This is a genomic window from Streptomyces sp. NPDC029836 (assembly GCF_055574495.1).
The window spans coordinates 23,089-39,095 of record NZ_JBVHZI010000026.1 but is presented as its reverse complement, the minus strand read 5'-3'; the positions used below and the strand labels follow the sequence as shown (position 1 = coordinate 39,095).

Annotated in this window: 18 protein-coding genes; 13 read left to right on the top strand and 5 right to left on the bottom strand. The window is 69.9% G+C overall.

The features are described from left to right. Positions 1 to 68 precede the first annotated feature (68 nt). The 3 genes from ACZ4XJ_RS36085 to ACZ4XJ_RS36075 form a co-directional block, all read right to left on the bottom strand. Positions 69 to 518 (bottom strand): hypothetical protein, encoded by a 450-nt coding sequence (locus ACZ4XJ_RS36085; RefSeq protein WP_468498706.1) that lies wholly within the window; start codon positions 516 to 518, stop codon positions 69 to 71. Between the two features lie 302 nt (positions 519 to 820). Beyond that, positions 821 to 1,030, bottom strand: coding sequence for a DUF397 domain-containing protein (locus tag ACZ4XJ_RS36080; protein WP_362881944.1), 210 nt, complete (start codon positions 1,028 to 1,030; stop codon positions 821 to 823). A gap of 12 nt (positions 1,031 to 1,042) precedes the next feature. Beyond that, positions 1,043 to 1,894, bottom strand: a complete 852-nt coding sequence (locus ACZ4XJ_RS36075; RefSeq protein ID WP_362881966.1) for a helix-turn-helix domain-containing protein — start codon at positions 1,892 to 1,894, stop codon at positions 1,043 to 1,045. Between the two features lie 256 nt (positions 1,895 to 2,150). Between ACZ4XJ_RS36075 and ACZ4XJ_RS36070 the strand changes: the two genes are divergently transcribed. Then, positions 2,151 to 2,723, top strand: a complete 573-nt coding sequence (locus ACZ4XJ_RS36070; RefSeq protein WP_468498705.1) for an ATP-binding protein — start codon at positions 2,151 to 2,153, stop codon at positions 2,721 to 2,723. Next, on the top strand, positions 2,720 to 3,007 hold the full coding sequence (locus tag ACZ4XJ_RS36065) for a hypothetical protein (protein ID WP_362881942.1): 288 nt from the start codon (positions 2,720 to 2,722) through the stop codon (positions 3,005 to 3,007). The genes ACZ4XJ_RS36070 and ACZ4XJ_RS36065 overlap by 4 nt, the downstream gene beginning before the upstream one ends. 43 nt (positions 3,008 to 3,050) lie before the next feature. Here ACZ4XJ_RS36065 and ACZ4XJ_RS36060 read toward each other — a convergent pair whose 3' ends face one another. Beyond that, positions 3,051 to 3,314 (bottom strand): hypothetical protein, encoded by a 264-nt coding sequence (locus ACZ4XJ_RS36060; RefSeq protein WP_468498704.1) that lies wholly within the window; start codon positions 3,312 to 3,314, stop codon positions 3,051 to 3,053. Positions 3,315 to 3,523: 209 nt separating this feature from the next. After that, positions 3,524 to 4,438 (bottom strand): C40 family peptidase, encoded by a 915-nt coding sequence (locus tag ACZ4XJ_RS36055; protein WP_468498703.1) that lies wholly within the window; start codon positions 4,436 to 4,438, stop codon positions 3,524 to 3,526. A gap of 849 nt (positions 4,439 to 5,287) precedes the next feature. On the opposite strand from ACZ4XJ_RS36055, the gene ACZ4XJ_RS36050 reads away from it, so the two are divergent. The 11 genes from ACZ4XJ_RS36050 to nuoK are packed head-to-tail and all read left to right on the top strand — an operon-like array spanning position 5,288 to position 16,005. After that, positions 5,288 to 5,647 (top strand): NADH-quinone oxidoreductase subunit A, encoded by a 360-nt coding sequence (locus ACZ4XJ_RS36050; protein ID WP_030773548.1) that lies wholly within the window; start codon positions 5,288 to 5,290, stop codon positions 5,645 to 5,647. Between the two features lie 15 nt (positions 5,648 to 5,662). Further along, complete coding sequence (locus ACZ4XJ_RS36045; RefSeq protein WP_266381642.1) at positions 5,663 to 6,217, top strand: NuoB/complex I 20 kDa subunit family protein; 555 nt, start codon at positions 5,663 to 5,665, stop codon at positions 6,215 to 6,217. Beyond that, a complete protein-coding gene (locus tag ACZ4XJ_RS36040) occupies positions 6,214 to 6,945 on the top strand; it encodes an NADH-quinone oxidoreductase subunit C (protein WP_362881939.1) in 732 nt (243 codons plus the stop codon). Before ACZ4XJ_RS36045 ends, ACZ4XJ_RS36040 begins: the two co-directional genes overlap by 4 nt. Beyond that, positions 6,945 to 8,267 carry an NADH-quinone oxidoreductase subunit D gene (locus ACZ4XJ_RS36035; RefSeq protein WP_362881938.1) on the top strand — a complete coding sequence of 441 codons (1,323 nt, stop codon included), beginning with the start codon at positions 6,945 to 6,947 and terminating at the stop codon, positions 8,265 to 8,267. The genes ACZ4XJ_RS36040 and ACZ4XJ_RS36035 overlap by 1 nt, the downstream gene beginning before the upstream one ends. Then, complete coding sequence (gene nuoE, locus ACZ4XJ_RS36030; RefSeq protein WP_468498702.1) at positions 8,264 to 9,037, top strand: NADH-quinone oxidoreductase subunit NuoE; 774 nt, start codon at positions 8,264 to 8,266, stop codon at positions 9,035 to 9,037. The genes ACZ4XJ_RS36035 and nuoE overlap by 4 nt, the downstream gene beginning before the upstream one ends. Further along, entirely contained in the window at positions 9,037 to 10,416 is a 1,380-nt protein-coding gene (gene nuoF, locus ACZ4XJ_RS36025) for an NADH-quinone oxidoreductase subunit NuoF (RefSeq protein WP_362881935.1), read from the top strand. Before nuoE ends, nuoF begins: the two co-directional genes overlap by 1 nt. Further along, positions 10,413 to 12,923 carry an NADH-quinone oxidoreductase subunit G gene (locus tag ACZ4XJ_RS36020; protein ID WP_362881933.1) on the top strand — a complete coding sequence of 837 codons (2,511 nt, stop codon included), beginning with the start codon at positions 10,413 to 10,415 and terminating at the stop codon, positions 12,921 to 12,923. The genes nuoF and ACZ4XJ_RS36020 overlap by 4 nt, the downstream gene beginning before the upstream one ends. Beyond that, complete coding sequence (nuoH, locus tag ACZ4XJ_RS36015; protein WP_468498701.1) at positions 12,920 to 14,305, top strand: NADH-quinone oxidoreductase subunit NuoH; 1,386 nt, start codon at positions 12,920 to 12,922, stop codon at positions 14,303 to 14,305. Before ACZ4XJ_RS36020 ends, nuoH begins: the two co-directional genes overlap by 4 nt. Next, positions 14,298 to 14,885, top strand: coding sequence for an NADH-quinone oxidoreductase subunit NuoI (nuoI, locus tag ACZ4XJ_RS36010; protein ID WP_468498700.1), 588 nt, complete (start codon positions 14,298 to 14,300; stop codon positions 14,883 to 14,885). Before nuoH ends, nuoI begins: the two co-directional genes overlap by 8 nt. After that, entirely contained in the window at positions 14,882 to 15,709 is an 828-nt protein-coding gene (locus ACZ4XJ_RS36005; RefSeq protein ID WP_468498699.1) for an NADH-quinone oxidoreductase subunit J, read from the top strand. Before nuoI ends, ACZ4XJ_RS36005 begins: the two co-directional genes overlap by 4 nt. Then, the gene (nuoK, locus tag ACZ4XJ_RS36000; RefSeq protein WP_362881928.1) at positions 15,706 to 16,005 is read left to right on the top strand and encodes an NADH-quinone oxidoreductase subunit NuoK; all 300 of its coding nucleotides are present in this window, start codon (positions 15,706 to 15,708) and stop codon (positions 16,003 to 16,005) included. Before ACZ4XJ_RS36005 ends, nuoK begins: the two co-directional genes overlap by 4 nt. The last annotated feature ends 2 nt before the right edge of the window (positions 16,006 to 16,007 follow it).

Here is a 16,007-nt window from a genome sequence, read left to right as displayed (position 1 = left end):
CCTGCTCCGCCCGCCGCCGCGGCTTGGATCGCCGTCCGGGGGTGATGTGTCCGGTGGGCGAAGTGCTCCTACGGGCACGCCTGGCCCGTTCGCCGGGCACAGGGGGACCCGCGGTCCGCGGAAGGCGCGGGGGCCAGTGGGATGTGTACGACGGGTCTCAGTCGCCACTCGGCGCAGGTTCCGTCCCGCAGGGTGATCGTGAAGCCGGTTGTCTCGCCGCGGTGCAGGGCGGCGACGGCTTGCAGCCGGCCGCCGGCGTCGACCCGTTCGAGTGCGCGGGTCGTTTCGTAGTGCGTCATGGGGAAGACGTGCGCGTCGCGGATGTCGACGCGGATGGCCCGGACCGCAGCCAGGGCGTTTGCGACGACCTGTACGGGGGCTCGGACCTCGACCGGCCCGCCGTCGGGGTCGTAGCGGACGCGCTCGATCGCGACGCCGGGGTGGACGGTCGCGTTGTGGTCGAGGTGCTGGTGCGCACTGCTGAGCTCGTGCGTGGGTGCCGGGAGTTGGACGAGCACGGGTGCCCCTTCCTGCCGCTCCGTGGGTGGCCGCTCCCTCGCGATGCCGTGACGAGCGGCAGGGCGCGAGCGCGGCCAGCTCCCCACAGAAGGCGTAGGACTGAGGGGAGTTCGCGCAGCGTGGGCCAGAGCGTCTCAAGTCGCCCGGCATCCCCGCCTCGCTCATCGAAGTTAACGTGTGCGTCGACGGCGCATCAACTGTTTGACGTCTAATGAGTGATTCGGCATATGCCAATACGTGAGGTACTGAGGGAAAGTGAAGCGGCCCCCGCTGATGCGAGGGCCGCTGTGGATCGGCCTGATCAGGCGCCGGTGCCGTACTTGTCGAACTGTCCAGCGCGAGCACCGTCGAGGAACGCTTGCAGTTTCGCGCGAGTCGTTCGGATGATCGCCGCAGGGTCGTCACTCTCCCGCAGCAGAATCTCGTCGTCGCCCTCTCCTTCGGCGACCTCCAGGCAGTTGCTGCCTTCCGCGTCCGTGCTGTAAAGAGACTTCTCCCATTGAATGTCCACAGTCCTACGCCTTCATACTTGTTGTGCTCTTTTGTGAATAAAGTCCCTTGACCGGTCGGGGTCGAGAGAGCGCTGTTCGGTCCGGTCAAGGATCGCTCGATAGTTGTCGAGGCGCGTCTCGGCGTCGAGGAACGCAGGTCCGTGTGCGGTATCGGTCTGCACCGTGTCGAGCTGGGGGACGGGCCCCGACGCGTACAGGGTCGACGACCCCGCATTGGGAAACCCGCCTGCCTCGAACGGAATGACTCGCACCCTCACGTTGTCCCGCTCCGACTCCTCCAGCAATCGATCGAGCTGCGCCCTGGCCACTTTCGCGCCGCCGAACTCCAGCCGCAGCGCGGCCTCGTGAATCAGGAACGTGCACATCGGTGCGTTGGGGCTGTCGAGCACGTCTCGACGCTTCAAGCGGTACGAGAGCTGCCGGCGGAGGTTGGTGGGGCTGAGTGTGGGCACCGCCTGCTCGAATACGGCGCGGGCGTACTCCTCGGTCTGGAGCAAGCCGGGCATGTGCATGATCTGAACGGCCCGCAGCGCGTGGGAACGGGCTTCCAGTTCGGCCAGATCCAGGGCGCCGGGCGACAGGACGCCCGCGTAGTCGTCCCACCAACCCTGCCCGCGCTCCTCGGCCATGTCCGCGAGGGCGTCGATGTACGCGGTGTCGGAACAGCCGTAGTGGCCGGCCCACGTCCTTACCCGCTCGCCGCTGACGCCGGATCGGCCGGATTCGATGTTGGAGATCGCCGTTCGGTCGGAACCCACGAGCTGTACAGCGTGCGCGGGCGTCAGTCCGGCGTGTTCCCGCATCTTGCGCAGCTCTGCGCCGAGCCGCTGCTGCCGCGCGGTTGGGGCTTTGCGGTTGGGCATCAGCATCCTTCTCCCGTGTTGGGTTCCAGTGTCGCCCGTCGGTTTCGACTGGTCCACGTCGTAGCAATTGTGAGTAGAAATGGCATCAAGTGTGATGCGGGCGCGCTACGGTTCTCCACAGCGTCGCGTCTGCGGCAGTTGAGTGCGAAGTGCAGCCGCTGGCTCCTGCTTTGGCGTGCAGTCAATCGGCGAGCGGCCATCGCCACGCGTTCCGGTCGACGCTGCGTTCAACCGCGTTGGGAGACAGGGAGTGATCATGAATGACATCCAGGCGCGTTCGAGCGCCTTATCGCCGGACCGGCCGTCGGTGCCGGCCGGGCGGTACAAGTTCAGTGGGCCCAACGAGGCGCGGACGGTGGGGCTCGCCCGGGAGTGGGTGGCCTGTCTGCTGGAGACGCTCGGCCGGCGCCGGCTGGCCGAGGCGGCTCGGCTCTGCACCTCGGAGGCCGTGACGAACGCGCACCTTCACACGCGTTCCGCCGTGCTCGCGGTCGAGGTCCTGGTGACCGACGGGCGTGTGTTCGTGTTCGTGCGGGACGACGCCGTCGACACGACTCTGCCGCTGCCCGGCGAACTGCCCCACGCGCCGGCCGGCCAGGAGAGCGGGCGAGGGCTCCACTTGATCGCCGCGTTCGCCGAGCGGTGGGACGTGATGCCGGGGCGCGGGCGCGACAAGGTCGTCTGGTTCAGCCTCGCCGAAGGGCCCGCCGAAGGGTCGCCCGAGGGGCCGCTCGACGGGCCGCTCGAAGGGCCGGTCGAAGGGCCGGCTGAACGGGTGGCTGAACGGCCGGCTGAACGGCGGGCCGAGGGGCTGGAGGGGGTGGGATGAACCTCGCCGCCGCCGATCGTGCCTTCTGGGGCATGAACGCCCTGTCGCTGGTGCTCGCCGTGCTCGCGTTGATCGCGATCAGGATGTCGATGCCCTCACGGCCCCGCGCCAGGACGTCCCCGTCGGCGTACACCTGCCACTGCTCCGGCACGGCCCTACGCGTGGCCTTCCGGGCCGAGCCGGAACCGGCCGAGTACCGCCGTTGGCAGGCGTGGCTCGAACAGCCGACCCGGGGAACCGGGGTGACGGCGGGGGAGTGGCACCACCTGCCGGAACCCGACTGAGGCCGAGGCCGGCCGGAGCCGGCGAACCGTCGGGCTCGGGGCCTCAGGCTTCCGTGCCGGGGTTCGTCGGTGGGGGCGGGGCGCCGTGTACCGCGCGTATGCCGTGGGCCAGGAGGAGGAGGCCGGTCAGGAGCAGGGCCGCCGAGGCGGTCCATTCGAGGCCCAGGACGAACGGGTGGCCCGGCGTGTTCCAGGGACGGGTGGTGGTCAGCAGCCAACCGCCCGCCGCGAGGAGGGCGAGTCCGGTGGCGGCCGCTGCGGCGCCGGGGTCGCCGGCGCCATGGGCGTCGTACGGCTCGGTGTTCACGCCACCACCACCTCCAGGGGTCGGACCGGCCCGCACGGGCCGGGCGTACCGCCCTCCATCTTCGCAGGGCCCGCGCGGCATCCGAAGTCGGGTCGCGCGCGAACAACGCCACTCCGGAACACACCCCGCATGCGCGCCCGGGCACGACGAAGGGCCGTTGCTCCGCCCCCGAGCGGGGGAGCGACGGCCCTTCGTGACGAGCGGTCCGGTCAGAGGACGCGGACGGCGCCCGTGGGCATGTCGTAGTTCATGGGGCGCTCGACGATCCCGGTGTTGGGGTTCTGCGCACCGATGAACTTGCCGCCGCCGGAGTACACGGCGACGTGGTACGCGCTGCCCTTGGAGCCCCAGTAGACGATGTCGCCCGGCTGAAGGGCGCTCAGGGACACCGAGCGGCCGGCGGTGGACTGCGCCTGGGAGGTGCGCGGCAGGGAGATGCCGGCCTGCTTGTACGCGGCCTGGACGAGGCCGGAGCAGTCGAACGAGGACGGGCCGGTGCCGCCCATGACGTACGCCTTGCCGAGCTGCGCGCGGGCGAAGTTGAGGATGGCGGACGCGGAGCCCTTGACGGGTGCCGTGACGGTGCCGGAGCCCTGGCCCGAGCCGCTGCCCGAACCGTTGGTCGAGCCGGTGCTCTTGGAGGGGGTCGTGGTGGAGCCCCCGTCGGCGGAGGTGTTGGAGCCCGAGGCGGTCTGGAGGGTGTCGCGCTCGGAGTCGCGGGCGGCGCGCTCGGCGTCGGCCTTGCGGTCCGCCTCCTCCTTGGCCTTCTTCTCGGCGGCCTGCTGGGCGGTCTCCTTGGCCTGCTTCGCCTCGGCGGCGGCGCCCGTACGGGCGGTCTCCTCCTGGGCGTTCAGCTCGCCTTCCACGGCGGCCTCGACGGCTGCGACGCGGGTGGTCTCGGCGGCCGTGGTGACCGCGGAGGACACCTCGGCGCCGAGGTTCAGGTCGAGGACGGGCATTTCCATCGTCGTCTCGGCCACGGGGTCCGCGGACGGGGTCGCGCTCGCGGTCCCGGCCAGGGCCAGGGTGCTGAGAACGCCACCGGCAACTCCGGCGCGGACCGCGAGCTTCGAGGCGCTGCGGCGCGGCTTCCGGTGGCTGGGTATGTGAGCGGTGTGGGACATGAGAACAACCGCTATCAGGGGGTGGGCACTCGCTTCAAGAAACGTGGTCTGCGCCACAGTTGTCCCTGACGGGCATTAACCGGGCGCGTCGCGGGCCTTATTGACGCCGTAACGGGCTTATCGGACACCCTTTCACAAGCCTGTGATCATGGGTTTTCAGTGTTTGGTCCGAATTTATCCAGGGCCTACCATCGACGTGCACAGATGGCCAAGCCCTCTTTCGGCGGCCCGATTTTCATGTGACACAGGTCACAGTAACCTCAGGCTTCACGGGCGTCGTGGCCGGTCCGTGATCCGACTGTGAGCCTGCCGTGCGGTTAGTGAACGGATGCACAGCATCCGCTCCCCTTTCATCCCGCCGTCGACTTCCGGCCACCGACCCTCCCCGGTACCCGCGCGCGGCCCTCCCATCCCCCCGATCGCCCCTGGCGTCGGCCCGCGTCCACTCCGGTCCCACCGGCTTCCCCCGGTCGAGCGACGCGGTTTCCTTTACCACCCACCCGGCACCACCGCCAATTTGCTTGCAGGGGCCACCATTTGATAGGGCGACCCCCGCCCCACCTGCGGTGACGGGCTCCAATGTCACCTTTGGTGATCATGTGGATGCCTTGCGTATGAAGATCACCGCTCGGCGGGCTTCATGATCGTTCGTCAGGTGGTGGAGATCACAAACTCGGTCTTGTTACCCGTGTCGCAGATCACAGACCGGCAGGCATAAGATGCGCAGCAGTCCGGCTTGTGAACTGCCTCACATGCTCCCGCCCCAACTTGGGGGCGATCTTCGCGAGGCGGGACACGCGGCGCCGGCGGCGGTCCAACGGTCAAGGACGACTGGAAGGAGCGAGGAGCGTGAATGCGTACGCGCCCATCCTCGTGCTCGGCGCCCTCGGCGCAGGGTTTGCGATCTTCTCCGTGGTCATGGCCACGCTGATCGGCCCAAAACGGTACAACCGGGCAAAGCTCGAAGCCTACGAGTGCGGCATCGAACCCACACCGATGCCCGCCGGCGGCGGTCGCTTCCCCATCAAGTACTACCTGACGGCGATGCTCTTCATCGTCTTCGACATCGAAGTTGTCTTCCTCTACCCCTGGGCCGTCACCTTCGACGCCCTGGGGATCTTCGGGCTCGTCGAGATGTTGCTCTTCGTGCTCACCGTCTTCGTCGCCTACGCCTACGTCTGGCGCCGCGGCGGCCTGGAATGGGACTGAGGGGCTGAATACTCCATGGGACTGGAAGAGAAGCTGCCGAGCGGCTTCCTGCTGACCACCGTCGAACAGGCCGCGGGCTGGGTGCGCAAGTCATCCGTCTTCCCGGCCACCTTCGGCCTCGCGTGCTGCGCGATCGAGATGATGACCACCGGAGCGGGCCGCTACGACCTGGCCCGCTTCGGCATGGAGGTCTTCCGCGGTTCACCGCGGCAGGCGGACCTGATGATCGTCGCCGGGCGGGTCAGCCAGAAGATGGCGCCGGTGCTGCGGCAGGTGTACGACCAGATGCCCGCTCCCAAGTGGGTCATCTCCATGGGCGTTTGCGCCTCTTCGGGCGGAATGTTCAACAACTACGCGATCGTCCAGGGCGTCGACCACATCGTGCCGGTGGACATCTACCTCCCCGGCTGCCCGCCCCGCCCCGAGATGCTGCTGGACGCGATCCTCAAGCTCCACCAGAAGATCCAGGGCGGCAAGCTCGGCGTGAACCGGGAAGAGGCGGCGCGCGAGGCGGAGGAGGCGGCCCTCAAGGCGCTCCCCACCATCGAGATGAAGGGGCTCCTTCGGTGAGCGACGACCCAGCCGTCGAGAACGGCAACAACGTTCCCGCGCCGCGCGGCCGGGAGACCCTTGCGGGCCCCGAGGTGATCGGCGTCCGCAAGGGCATGTTCGGCGCCACGAACGGCGGTGACACCAGCGGCTACAGCGGCCTGGTCCGGACCGTCGCCCTGCCCGGCGAGAGCGCCCGCCCGTACGGCTCGTACTTCGACGAGGTCGTCGACGAGCTCGAAGGGGCCCTGGAGGAGCAGGACCTGGTGCCCGCCCACGTGATCGAGAAGGTCGTCGTGGACCGGGCGGAGCTGACCCTCCACATCGCGCGCGAGCACCTGCCGCGGGTGGCCGCCACCCTGCGCGACGACCCGGCGTTGCGCTTCGAGCTCTGCACCGGTGTCAGCGGCGTGCACTTCCCCGGCGACAAGGGCCGCGAACTGCACGCCGTCTACCACCTGCGCTCGCTCACCCACGGCCGGATCGTGCGCCTGGAGGTGTCCGCCCCGGACGCCGACCCCCGCGTCCCCTCGATCGTCTCGGTCTACCCGACGAACGACTGGCACGAGCGCGAGGCGTACGACTTCTTCGGGCTGGTCTTCGACGGCCACCCGGCCCTCACCCGGATCATGATGCCGGACGACTGGCAGGGCTTCCCCCAGCGCAAGGACTACCCGCTCGGCGGCATCGCCATCGAGTACAAGGGCGCCCAGATCCCGGCTCCCGACCAGCGGAGGTCGTACAGCTGATGTCCACGAACCACGCCTCCTCCCGGGAGACCACGGAAGGCACCGTCTACACCGTCACGGGCGGCGACTGGGACGAGGTCGTCCAGTCGGCGGCCCGCGCGGACGACGAGCGGATCGTCGTCAACATGGGTCCCCAGCACCCGTCCACCCACGGCGTGCTCCGCCTGATCCTGGAGATCGACGGCGAGACCGTCACCGAGGCCCGCTGCGGCATCGGCTACCTCCACACCGGCATCGAGAAGAACCTCGAATTCCGGAACTGGACGCAGGGCACCACCTTCGTGACGCGCATGGACTACCTGACGCCGTTCTTCAACGAGACGGCGTACTGCCTCGGCGTCGAGAAGCTGCTCGGGATCACCGAGCAGATCCCGGACCGCGCGACCGTCATCCGCGTCCTGCTCATGGAACTCAACCGGCTCTCCTCCCACCTGGTGTGCATCGCCACCGGCGGCATGGAGCTGGGCGCGACCACGATCATGATCTACGGGTTCCGGGACCGCGAACTGATCCTCGACGTCTTCGAGCTGATCACCGGCCTGCGCATGAACCACGCGTTCGTCCGCCCCGGCGGCCTCGCCCAGGACCTGCCCCCGGGCGCCGTCGACCAGCTGCGCGACTTCGTGAAGACCATGAAGAAGAACCTGCCGGAGTACGACAAGCTCGCCACCGGCAACCCCATCTTCAAGGCCCGCATGCAGGACGTCGGCTACCTCGACCTCACCGGCTGCATGGCGCTCGGCGCCACCGGTCCCGTGCTGCGCTCCGCCGGACTGCCGCACGACCTGCGCAAGTCCGACCCGTACTGCGGCTACGAGAACTACGAGTTCGACGTACCGACCACCGAGAGCTGCGACTCCTACGGGCGGTTCCTGATCCGCCTGGAGGAGATGCGCCAGTCGCTGCGGATCGTCGAGCAGTGCCTGGACCGGCTGGAGCCCGGCCCGGTCATGGTCGCCGACAAGAAGATCGCCTGGCCCGCCCAGCTCGCCATGGGCCCCGACGGCCTCGGCAACTCGCTCGACCACATCAAGAACATCATGGGCACCTCCATGGAGGCCCTCATCCACCACTTCAAGCTGGTGACCGAGGGCTTCCGGGTCCCCGCCGGACAGGCCTACGCGGCCGTCGAGTCCCCCAAGGGCGAGCTCGGCGTCCACGTCGTCTCCGACGGCGGCACCCGCCCCTACCGGGTCCACTTCCGCGACCCGTCCTTCACCAACCTGCAGGCCATGGCAGCGATGTGCGAGGGCGGTCAGATCGCCGACGTCATCGTCGCCGTCGCCTCCATCGACCCCGTGATGGGAGGCGTCGACCGATGACAGCCCGTCGTGAAACGCAAGGCATCCAGCTGGGGATGCCCCAGCTCCCCGCCCCCGACTACCCGGCCGACGTACGCGCCCGGCTCGAAGCGGACGCGAAGGAGGTCATCGCCCGCTACCCCGACAGCCGCTCCGCGCTGCTGCCCCTGCTGCACCTCACGCAGTCCGAGGAGGGGTACGTCTCGCGCACCGGCATCCGCTTCTGCGCCGAGGTGCTGGGCCTGACCACCGCCGAGGTCACCGCGGTCTTCACCTTCTACACGATGTACCGGCGCGGCCCCTCCGGGGACTACCAGGTCGGCGTCTGTACGAACACCCTGTGCGCCGTCATGGGCGGCGACGCCATCTTCGACGAGCTGAAGGAACACCTCGGCGTCGGCAACAACGGGACCACCCCCGACGGGAAGGTCACGCTGGAGCACATCGAGTGCAACGCGGCCTGCGACTACGCCCCCGTGGTGATGGTCAACTGGGAGTTCTTCGACAACCAGACCCCCGACTCCGCCAAGGCCATGGTCGACGACCTGCGCGCCGGGCGGCCGGTCGAACCGACCCGGGGCGCGCCGCTGTGCACGTACAAGGAGACGGCCCGGATCCTGGCCGGCTTCCCCGACGAGCGCGCGGGCGCGGTCGAGGCGAGCGGCGGCGCGGGCCCCGCCTCGCTGATCGGCCTGCGGATCGCGCGCGGCGAGAGCCCGCACGCCTCGATCGTCCACCCGCGCGGTGAGACGCGCGGCGAGCCCGGCACCGGCACCGAGGGAGGGGCGTGATGTCCGTGTCCACACCGAATGAAAGTCTCGGGGGCACCTCCCGGCCGGAGGCCGGGGGAGGCACGAGTCCGGAGAAGCTCCTCGCCCCCGTCCTGTCGGCGTTCTGGGACGACCCCCGGTCGTGGACGCTGGAGACCTACCGGCGCCACGAGGGCTACGAGGGCCTGCGCAAGGCCCTCGCCATGACCCCCGACGACCTCATCGCCTACGTGAAGGACTCGGGCCTGCGCGGACGCGGCGGCGCGGGCTTCCCCACCGGCATGAAGTGGCAGTTCATCCCGCAGGGCGACGGCAAGCCGCACTACCTCGTGGTGAACGCGGACGAGTCGGAGCCGGGAACCTGCAAGGACATCCCCCTCCTCTTCGCCAACCCGCACTCCCTCATCGAGGGAATGATCATCGCCTGCTACGCGATCCGGTCGCAGCACGCCTTCATCTACCTGCGCGGCGAGACCGTGCCGGTCCTGCGGCGCCTGCACGAGGCCGTGCGCGAGGCGTACGAGGCCGGCTACCTCGGCAAGGCCATCCTCGGAAGCGGGCTCGACCTCGACATCACGGTGCACGCGGGCGCGGGCGCGTACATCTGCGGCGAGGAGACGGCGCTGCTCGACTCCCTCGAAGGCCGGCGCGGGCAGCCCCGACTGCGGCCCCCCTTCCCGGCGGTGGAGGGGCTCTACGCCTGCCCCACCGTCGTGAACAACGTCGAGTCCATCGCCTCGGTTCCCGCGATCCTGAACAAGGGCAAGGACTGGTTCAAGTCGATGGGGACCGAGAAGTCCCCCGGCTTCACCCTGTACTCGCTGTCCGGGCACGTCAGCGGCCCCGGCCAGTACGAGGCCCCGCTCGGCATCACCCTGCGCCAGCTCCTCGACATGAGCGGCGGGATGCGCGCCGGGCACCGGCTGAAGTTCTGGACCCCGGGCGGCTCCTCCACCCCGATGTTCACCGACGAACACCTCGACGTCCCGCTGGACTACGAGGGCGTCGGCGCGGCCGGCTCGATGCTCGGCACCAAGGCCCTCCAGTGCTTCGACGAGACGACCTGCGTCGTGCGCGCCGTCACCCGCTGGACCGAGTTCTACGCCCACGAGTCCTGCGGCAAGTGCACCCCCTGCCGGGAGGGCACCTACTGGCTCGTCCAGTTGCTGCGCGACATCGAGGCCGGCAAGGGCGTCATGTCCGACCTCGACAAGCTCAACGACATCGCCGACAACATCAACGGCAAGTCGTTCTGCGCGCTCGGCGACGGCGCCGCCAGCCCGATCTTCTCCTCGCTCAAGTACTTCCGCGAGGAGTACGAGCAGCACATCACGGGCAAGGGCTGCCCCTTCGACCCCAGCAAGTCGACCCTCTGGGCTGACACGGAGGTGAACGCGTGACCGTCACCACAAACGCCCCCGCCGGTGGCGGCGAGGTGCACAAGGCCCCCGAGGACACGGTCTCCCTGACCATCGACGGCGTCGAGCTGTCGGTGCCCAAGGGGACCCTCGTCATCCGGGCCGCCGAACAGCTCGGCATCGAGATCCCCCGGTTCTGCGACCACCCCCTCCTCTCCCCGGCCGGCGCCTGCCGCCAGTGCATCGTCGAGGTGGAGGGCCAGCGCAAGCCGATGGCCTCCTGCACCATCACCTGCACCGACGGCATGGTCGTCAAGACCCAGCTGACCTCGCCGGTCGCCGACAAGGCCCAGCGCGGGGTGATGGAGCTGCTGCTCATCAACCACCCGCTGGACTGCCCCGTCTGCGACAAGGGCGGCGAATGCCCCCTGCAGAACCAGGCCATGTCGCACGGCAACTCCGAATCCCGCTTCGAGGGCCACAAGCGGACCTACGAGAAGCCCGTACCGATCTCCACGCAGGTGCTCCTGGACCGCGAGCGGTGCGTGCTGTGCGCGCGCTGCACCCGCTTCTCCAACGAGATCGCCGGCGACCCGATGATCGAGCTGGTCGAGCGCGGCGCGCTCCAGCAGGTCGGCATCGGCGAGGGCGACCCCTTCCAGTCGTACTTCTCCGGCAACACCATTCAGATCTGCCCCGTCGGCGCGCTGACCTCGGCCGCCTACCGGTTCCGCTCCCGCCCCTTCGACCTCGTCTCCTCCCCGAGCGTGTGCGAGCACTGCGCGGGCGGCTGCGCGACCCGCACCGACCACCGGCGCGGCAAGGTCCTGCGGCGCCTCGCCGCCGAGGACCCCGAAGTCAACGAGGAGTGGGTCTGCGACAAGGGCCGCTTCGGGTTCCGCTACGCGCAGCGCCCGGACCGGCTGACCACCCCGCTGGTGCGCGGCGCCGACGGCGTCCTCGCCCCGGCGAGCTGGCCCGAGGCCCTGGAGGCCGCCGCGAACGGTTTGGCCGCCGCGCGCGGTCGGACCGGTGTACTGACCGGCGGCCGGCTCACCGTCGAGGACGCCTACGCGTACGCCAAGTTCGCCCGGGTCGTCCTCGACACCAACGACATCGACTTCCGGGCCCGCGTGCACAGCGCCGAGGAGGCCGACTTCCTGGCCGCCTCCGTCGCCGGCACCGGCAAGGACCTCGACGGCACCGGCGTCACCCACACCTCGCTGGAAGCCGCGCCGACCGTGCTGCTCGCCGGCATCGAGGCCGAGGAGGAGGCCCCCGGCGTCTTCCTGCGGCTGCGCAAGGCGCACCGCAAGCACAAGCAGCAGACCTTCGCGCTGGCGCCGTTCGCCAGCCGGGGCCTGGCCAAGGCGGGCGGCATCCTGCTGGCCGCCGCCCCCGGCACCGAACCCGAGTGGCTGGACGCGCTCGCCACCCGCAGCGGCCTGGAGGCCGGCGGGTCCGACGCCGCCGACGCGCTGCGCCGGCCCGGCGCGGTCATCGTCGTCGGGGAGCGCCTCGCGGGCGTGCCCGGCGCGCTGACCGCCGCCGTACGGGCGGCCAACGCGACCGGCGCCCGCCTGGTGTGGATCCCGCGCCGGGCCGGGGAACGGGCCGCCGTCGAGGCGGGCGCCCTGCCGTCGCTGCTGCCCGGTGGCCGCCCCGCCACCGACCCGCGGGCCCGCGACGAGGTCGCGACCGCCTGGGGGCTGGACGAACTCCCGCACCGCCACGGCCGCGACACCGGCCAGATCGTGGACGGCGCCGCGACCGGCGAACTGTCCGCGCTGCTCGTCGGCGGCGTCGAGGTCGCCGACCTGCCGGACCCGGCCCGCGCGCGGACCGCCCTCAAGGAGGCCTTCGTCGTCTCCCTGGAACTGCGGCCCGGCGAGGTCACCGACCACGCCGACGTGGTCCTGCCCGTCGCCGCGGTCGCCGAGAAGGCCGGCTCGTTCATCAACTGGGAAGGCCGGGTGCGGCCCTTCGAGGCCGCCCTCAAGCCCGACCAGATGACCCGCCGCCTCGCCCCCGCCGACGCCCGCGTGCTGCACATGCTCGCCGACGCCGCGGACCGGCCGATCGCCCTGCCCGACGTGCACGCCGTACGCCGGGAACTGGAGCGGCTCGGCCCCTGGGAGGGCGAGCTCGCCGCCGAGCAGTCCACGGACCGGGTGCCGCTGCCCCGGCCCGCCGCCGGGGAGGCGGTCCTCGCCGGCCACCGGCTGCTGCTGGACCTCGGTCGGCTCCAGGAGGGCGACGACGCCCTCGCCGGCACCCGGCACGAGGCACCGGCGCGCCTGTCGGCCGCCACCGCCGCCGAGACCGGCGTCAAGGACGGCGACGTCCTCGCGGTGACCGGCCCGGCCGGCTCGGTGGAACTCCCGCTGCGGATCACCGACATGCCCGACCGGGTGGTGTGGCTGCCGCTGAACTCCACCGGTTCCGGCGTGTACTCCGACACCGGAGCCCGCCCCGGCACCCTCGTACGCATCGGACCGGCGGTCCCGGCCGCCGCCAGCGGTGACACCCCCGCGGAGGTGGGCGCGTGAACGCGGTACCCGGTGACCTCGTACAGCTGGCCGCGGAGGACCTGTCGCTGTTCGGCAGGGACGTCTGGTGGCTCGTCGTCATCAAAGCGGTGTTCTGCTTCGCCTTCCTGATGGTGACCGTGCTGTTCTCCATCGTGTGGGAACGCAAGGTCGTCGCCTGGATGCAGCTGCGCATCGGCCCCAACCGGCACGGCCCCTGGGGCATGCTCCAGTCGCTCGCCGACGGCATCAAGCTGATGCTGAAGGAAGACGTCATCGTCAAGCGGGCCGACAAGGTGGTGTACGTCCTGGCCCCGATCATCGCGGCGATCCCGGCCTTCATGGCCATCGCGGTGATCCCCTTCGGCCCGCCCGGCAACGAGGTCTCGATCTTCGGCCAGCGCACCACGATGCAGCTGACCGACCTGCCCATCGCGATGCTCTACATCCTCGCGGTGGCCTCGGTCGGCATCTACGGCATCGTCCTCGCCGGCTGGTCCTCGGGCTCGACCTACCCGCTGCTCGGCGGACTGCGGTCCTGCGCGCAGATGATCTCCTACGAGATCGCGATGGGCGCGGCCTTCGCCTCGGTGTTCCTCTACTCCGGGTCGATGTCGACCTCGGCGATCGTGGAGGCCCAGGCCGACCGCTGGTTCATCATCCTGCTGCCGGTGTCCTTCATCATCTACGTCATCACGATGGTCGGCGAGACGAACCGCGCCCCCTTCGACATGCCGGAGTCCGAGGGCGACCTGGTCGGCGGCTTCAACACCGAGTACTCGTCGATCAAGTTCGCGCTGTTCATGCTGGCCGAGTACGTCAACATGGTCACCGTCTCGGCGGTCTCCGTCACCCTGTTCCTGGGCGGCTGGCGGGCCCCGGCGCCGATCTCCACCTACTGGGAGGGCGCGAACCACGGCTGGTGGCCGATGCTCTGGTTCGTCCTCAAGGTGCAGCTGCTGCTGTTCTTCTTCATCTGGCTGCGCGGCACCCTGCCCCGCGTCCGCTACGACCAGCTGATGAAGCTCGGCTGGAAGGTCCTCATCCCGGTCTCCGTGGTGTGGCTGATGCTGGTCGCGACCGTCCGGGCGCTGCGCAACGAGGCCTACGACTTCAGCGAGATCGTCCTGTACGTCGGCGGAGCCGTCGTCGCGATCCTGCTGCTGTCCTTCGTCGCCGACATGTTCCGGGACAAACGCGAGAAGGCCGCCGTCGCGCAGGCCGACGAGGACGCCGCGGCCGAGCCCTTCGACCCGTTGGCGGGCGGGTTCCCCGTACCGCCCAAGCCCGGCCAGCACCTGGCCCCCGTACCGCGCCGACGGTCCCGCAGCGAGCGGGAGCTGATCGTCAGCGGCGCGACGACCACCGACAGCGACCGAGAGGAGGGTGCGGGAAATGTCTGACGAGAAGTGGCAGAACCCGGTGGCCGGCTTCGGCGTGACCTTCAAGGCCATGTTCAAGAAGCGCCTCACCGAGCAGTACCCGGAGCAGCAGAAGACCACCGCTCCACGCTTCCACGGACGGCACCAGCTCAACCGCCACCCCGACGGTCTGGAGAAGTGCATCGGGTGCGAGCTGTGCGCCTGGGCCTGTCCCGCCGACGCGATCTACGTGGAGGGCGCGGACAACTCCGAGGAGGAGCGCTACTCCCCGGGCGAGCGGTACGGCCGCGTCTACCAGATCAACTACGCCCGCTGCATCCTGTGCGGGCTGTGCGTCGAGGCGTGCCCGACCCGGGCGCTGACCATGACGAACGAGTTCGAACTGGCGGACTCCAGCCGTGAGTCGCTGATCTACACCAAGGACCAGCTCCTCGCCGGCCTGACCGAGACCATGGTCGAGGCCCCGCACTCGGTGTTCCCCGGGACCGACGAGCAGGACTACTACCGGGGGCTGGTGACGGAAGCCGCCCCGGGCACGGTCCGGCAGACGGCCGTCTCCAAGGGCGAGGTCGCCGAACCCGCCGAGGGGGTGGGGGCATGAGCACCGCCCTGGACGCGGCCAACCTCGCCGCCGGGTCGCTGACCTCCACGGGCGAGGCGGTCCAGTTCTGGATCCTCGGCACCGTCGCCGTCATCGGCGCGCTCGCCACGATCCTCATGAAGAAGGCCGTGCACAGCGCGCTCAGCCTCGCCGGGACGATGATCATCCTCGCGGTCTTCTACCTCGCCAACGGGGCGTACTTCCTGGGCGTCGTCCAGGTCGTCGTCTACACCGGCGCGATCATGATGCTGTTCCTCTTCGTGGTCATGCTCGTCGGCGTCACCGCGGCCGACTCGCTGAAGGAGACCATCAAGGGCCAGCGCTGGCTCGCCGTCCTGTGCGGACTGGGCTTCGGCATCCTGCTGATCGCCGGCATCGGCCAGGCCGGGCTCAGCCACTTCAACGGGCTCGGCCGGATCAACTCCGGCGGCCACGTCGAGGGCCTGGCCACGCTGATCTTCACCAAGTACGTCTTCGCCTTCGAGCTCACCGGCGCCCTGCTGATCACCGCGACCGTCGGCGCGATGGTGCTCACCCACCGCGAACGCACCGAGCGGGCCGCCACGCAGCGCGAGCTGGCCGAGAAGCGCGTACGCGACGGGGTGCAGCTCCCGCCGCTGCCGGCGCCCGGCGTGTACGCCCGGCACAACGCCGTGGACGTGCCCGGTCTGCTGCCCGACGGCACCCCGTCCGAGCTGACCGTCAACAAGACGCTCCGGGCCCGCGGCCAGATCCGCGACGTGTCCGGCGAGGCGCTCAACGACCTGAAGGCGCTGGAGCAGGCGTCCGCGGACCGCCTCGGCCGTGAGGAGGCATCGAAGTGAATCCGGTCAACTACCTGTACCTGGCCGCCCTGCTGTTCACCATCGGCGCGGCCGGAGTCCTCATCCGGAAGAACGCGATCGTGCTGTTCATGTGCGTCGAGCTGATGCTCAACGCCTGCAACCTCGCGTTCGTGGCCTTCTCCCGGATGCACGGCAACCTCGACGGCCAGATCATCGCCTTCTTCACGATGGTCGTGGCCGCCGCCGAGGTCGTGGTGGGCCTCGCGATCATCGTGTCGTTGTTCCGTACCCGCCACTCGGCCTCGGTCGACGACGCCGGCCTGATGAAGCTGTAAGG

Bases quoted from the DNA above. Each gene is read 5' to 3' on its own strand.
- ACZ4XJ_RS36075 (WP_362881966.1), bottom strand. From the start codon at position 1,894: ATGCCCAACCGCAAAGCCCCAACCGCGCGGCAGCAGCGGCTCGGCGCA.
- ACZ4XJ_RS36070 (WP_468498705.1), top strand. From the start codon at position 2,151: ATGAATGACATCCAGGCGCGTTCGAGCGCCTTATCGCCGGACCGGCCG.
- ACZ4XJ_RS36065 (WP_362881942.1), top strand. From the start codon at position 2,720: ATGAACCTCGCCGCCGCCGATCGTGCCTTCTGGGGCATGAACGCCCTG.
- ACZ4XJ_RS36055 (WP_468498703.1), bottom strand. From the start codon at position 4,438: ATGTCCCACACCGCTCACATACCCAGCCACCGGAAGCCGCGCCGCAGC.
- ACZ4XJ_RS36045 (WP_266381642.1), top strand. From the start codon at position 5,663: ATGGGACTGGAAGAGAAGCTGCCGAGCGGCTTCCTGCTGACCACCGTC.
- ACZ4XJ_RS36035 (WP_362881938.1), top strand. From the start codon at position 6,945: ATGTCCACGAACCACGCCTCCTCCCGGGAGACCACGGAAGGCACCGTC.
- nuoE (WP_468498702.1), top strand. From the start codon at position 8,264: ATGACAGCCCGTCGTGAAACGCAAGGCATCCAGCTGGGGATGCCCCAG.
- nuoF (WP_362881935.1), top strand. From the start codon at position 9,037: ATGTCCGTGTCCACACCGAATGAAAGTCTCGGGGGCACCTCCCGGCCG.
- nuoI (WP_468498700.1), top strand. From the start codon at position 14,298: ATGTCTGACGAGAAGTGGCAGAACCCGGTGGCCGGCTTCGGCGTGACC.
- ACZ4XJ_RS36005 (WP_468498699.1), top strand. From the start codon at position 14,882: ATGAGCACCGCCCTGGACGCGGCCAACCTCGCCGCCGGGTCGCTGACC.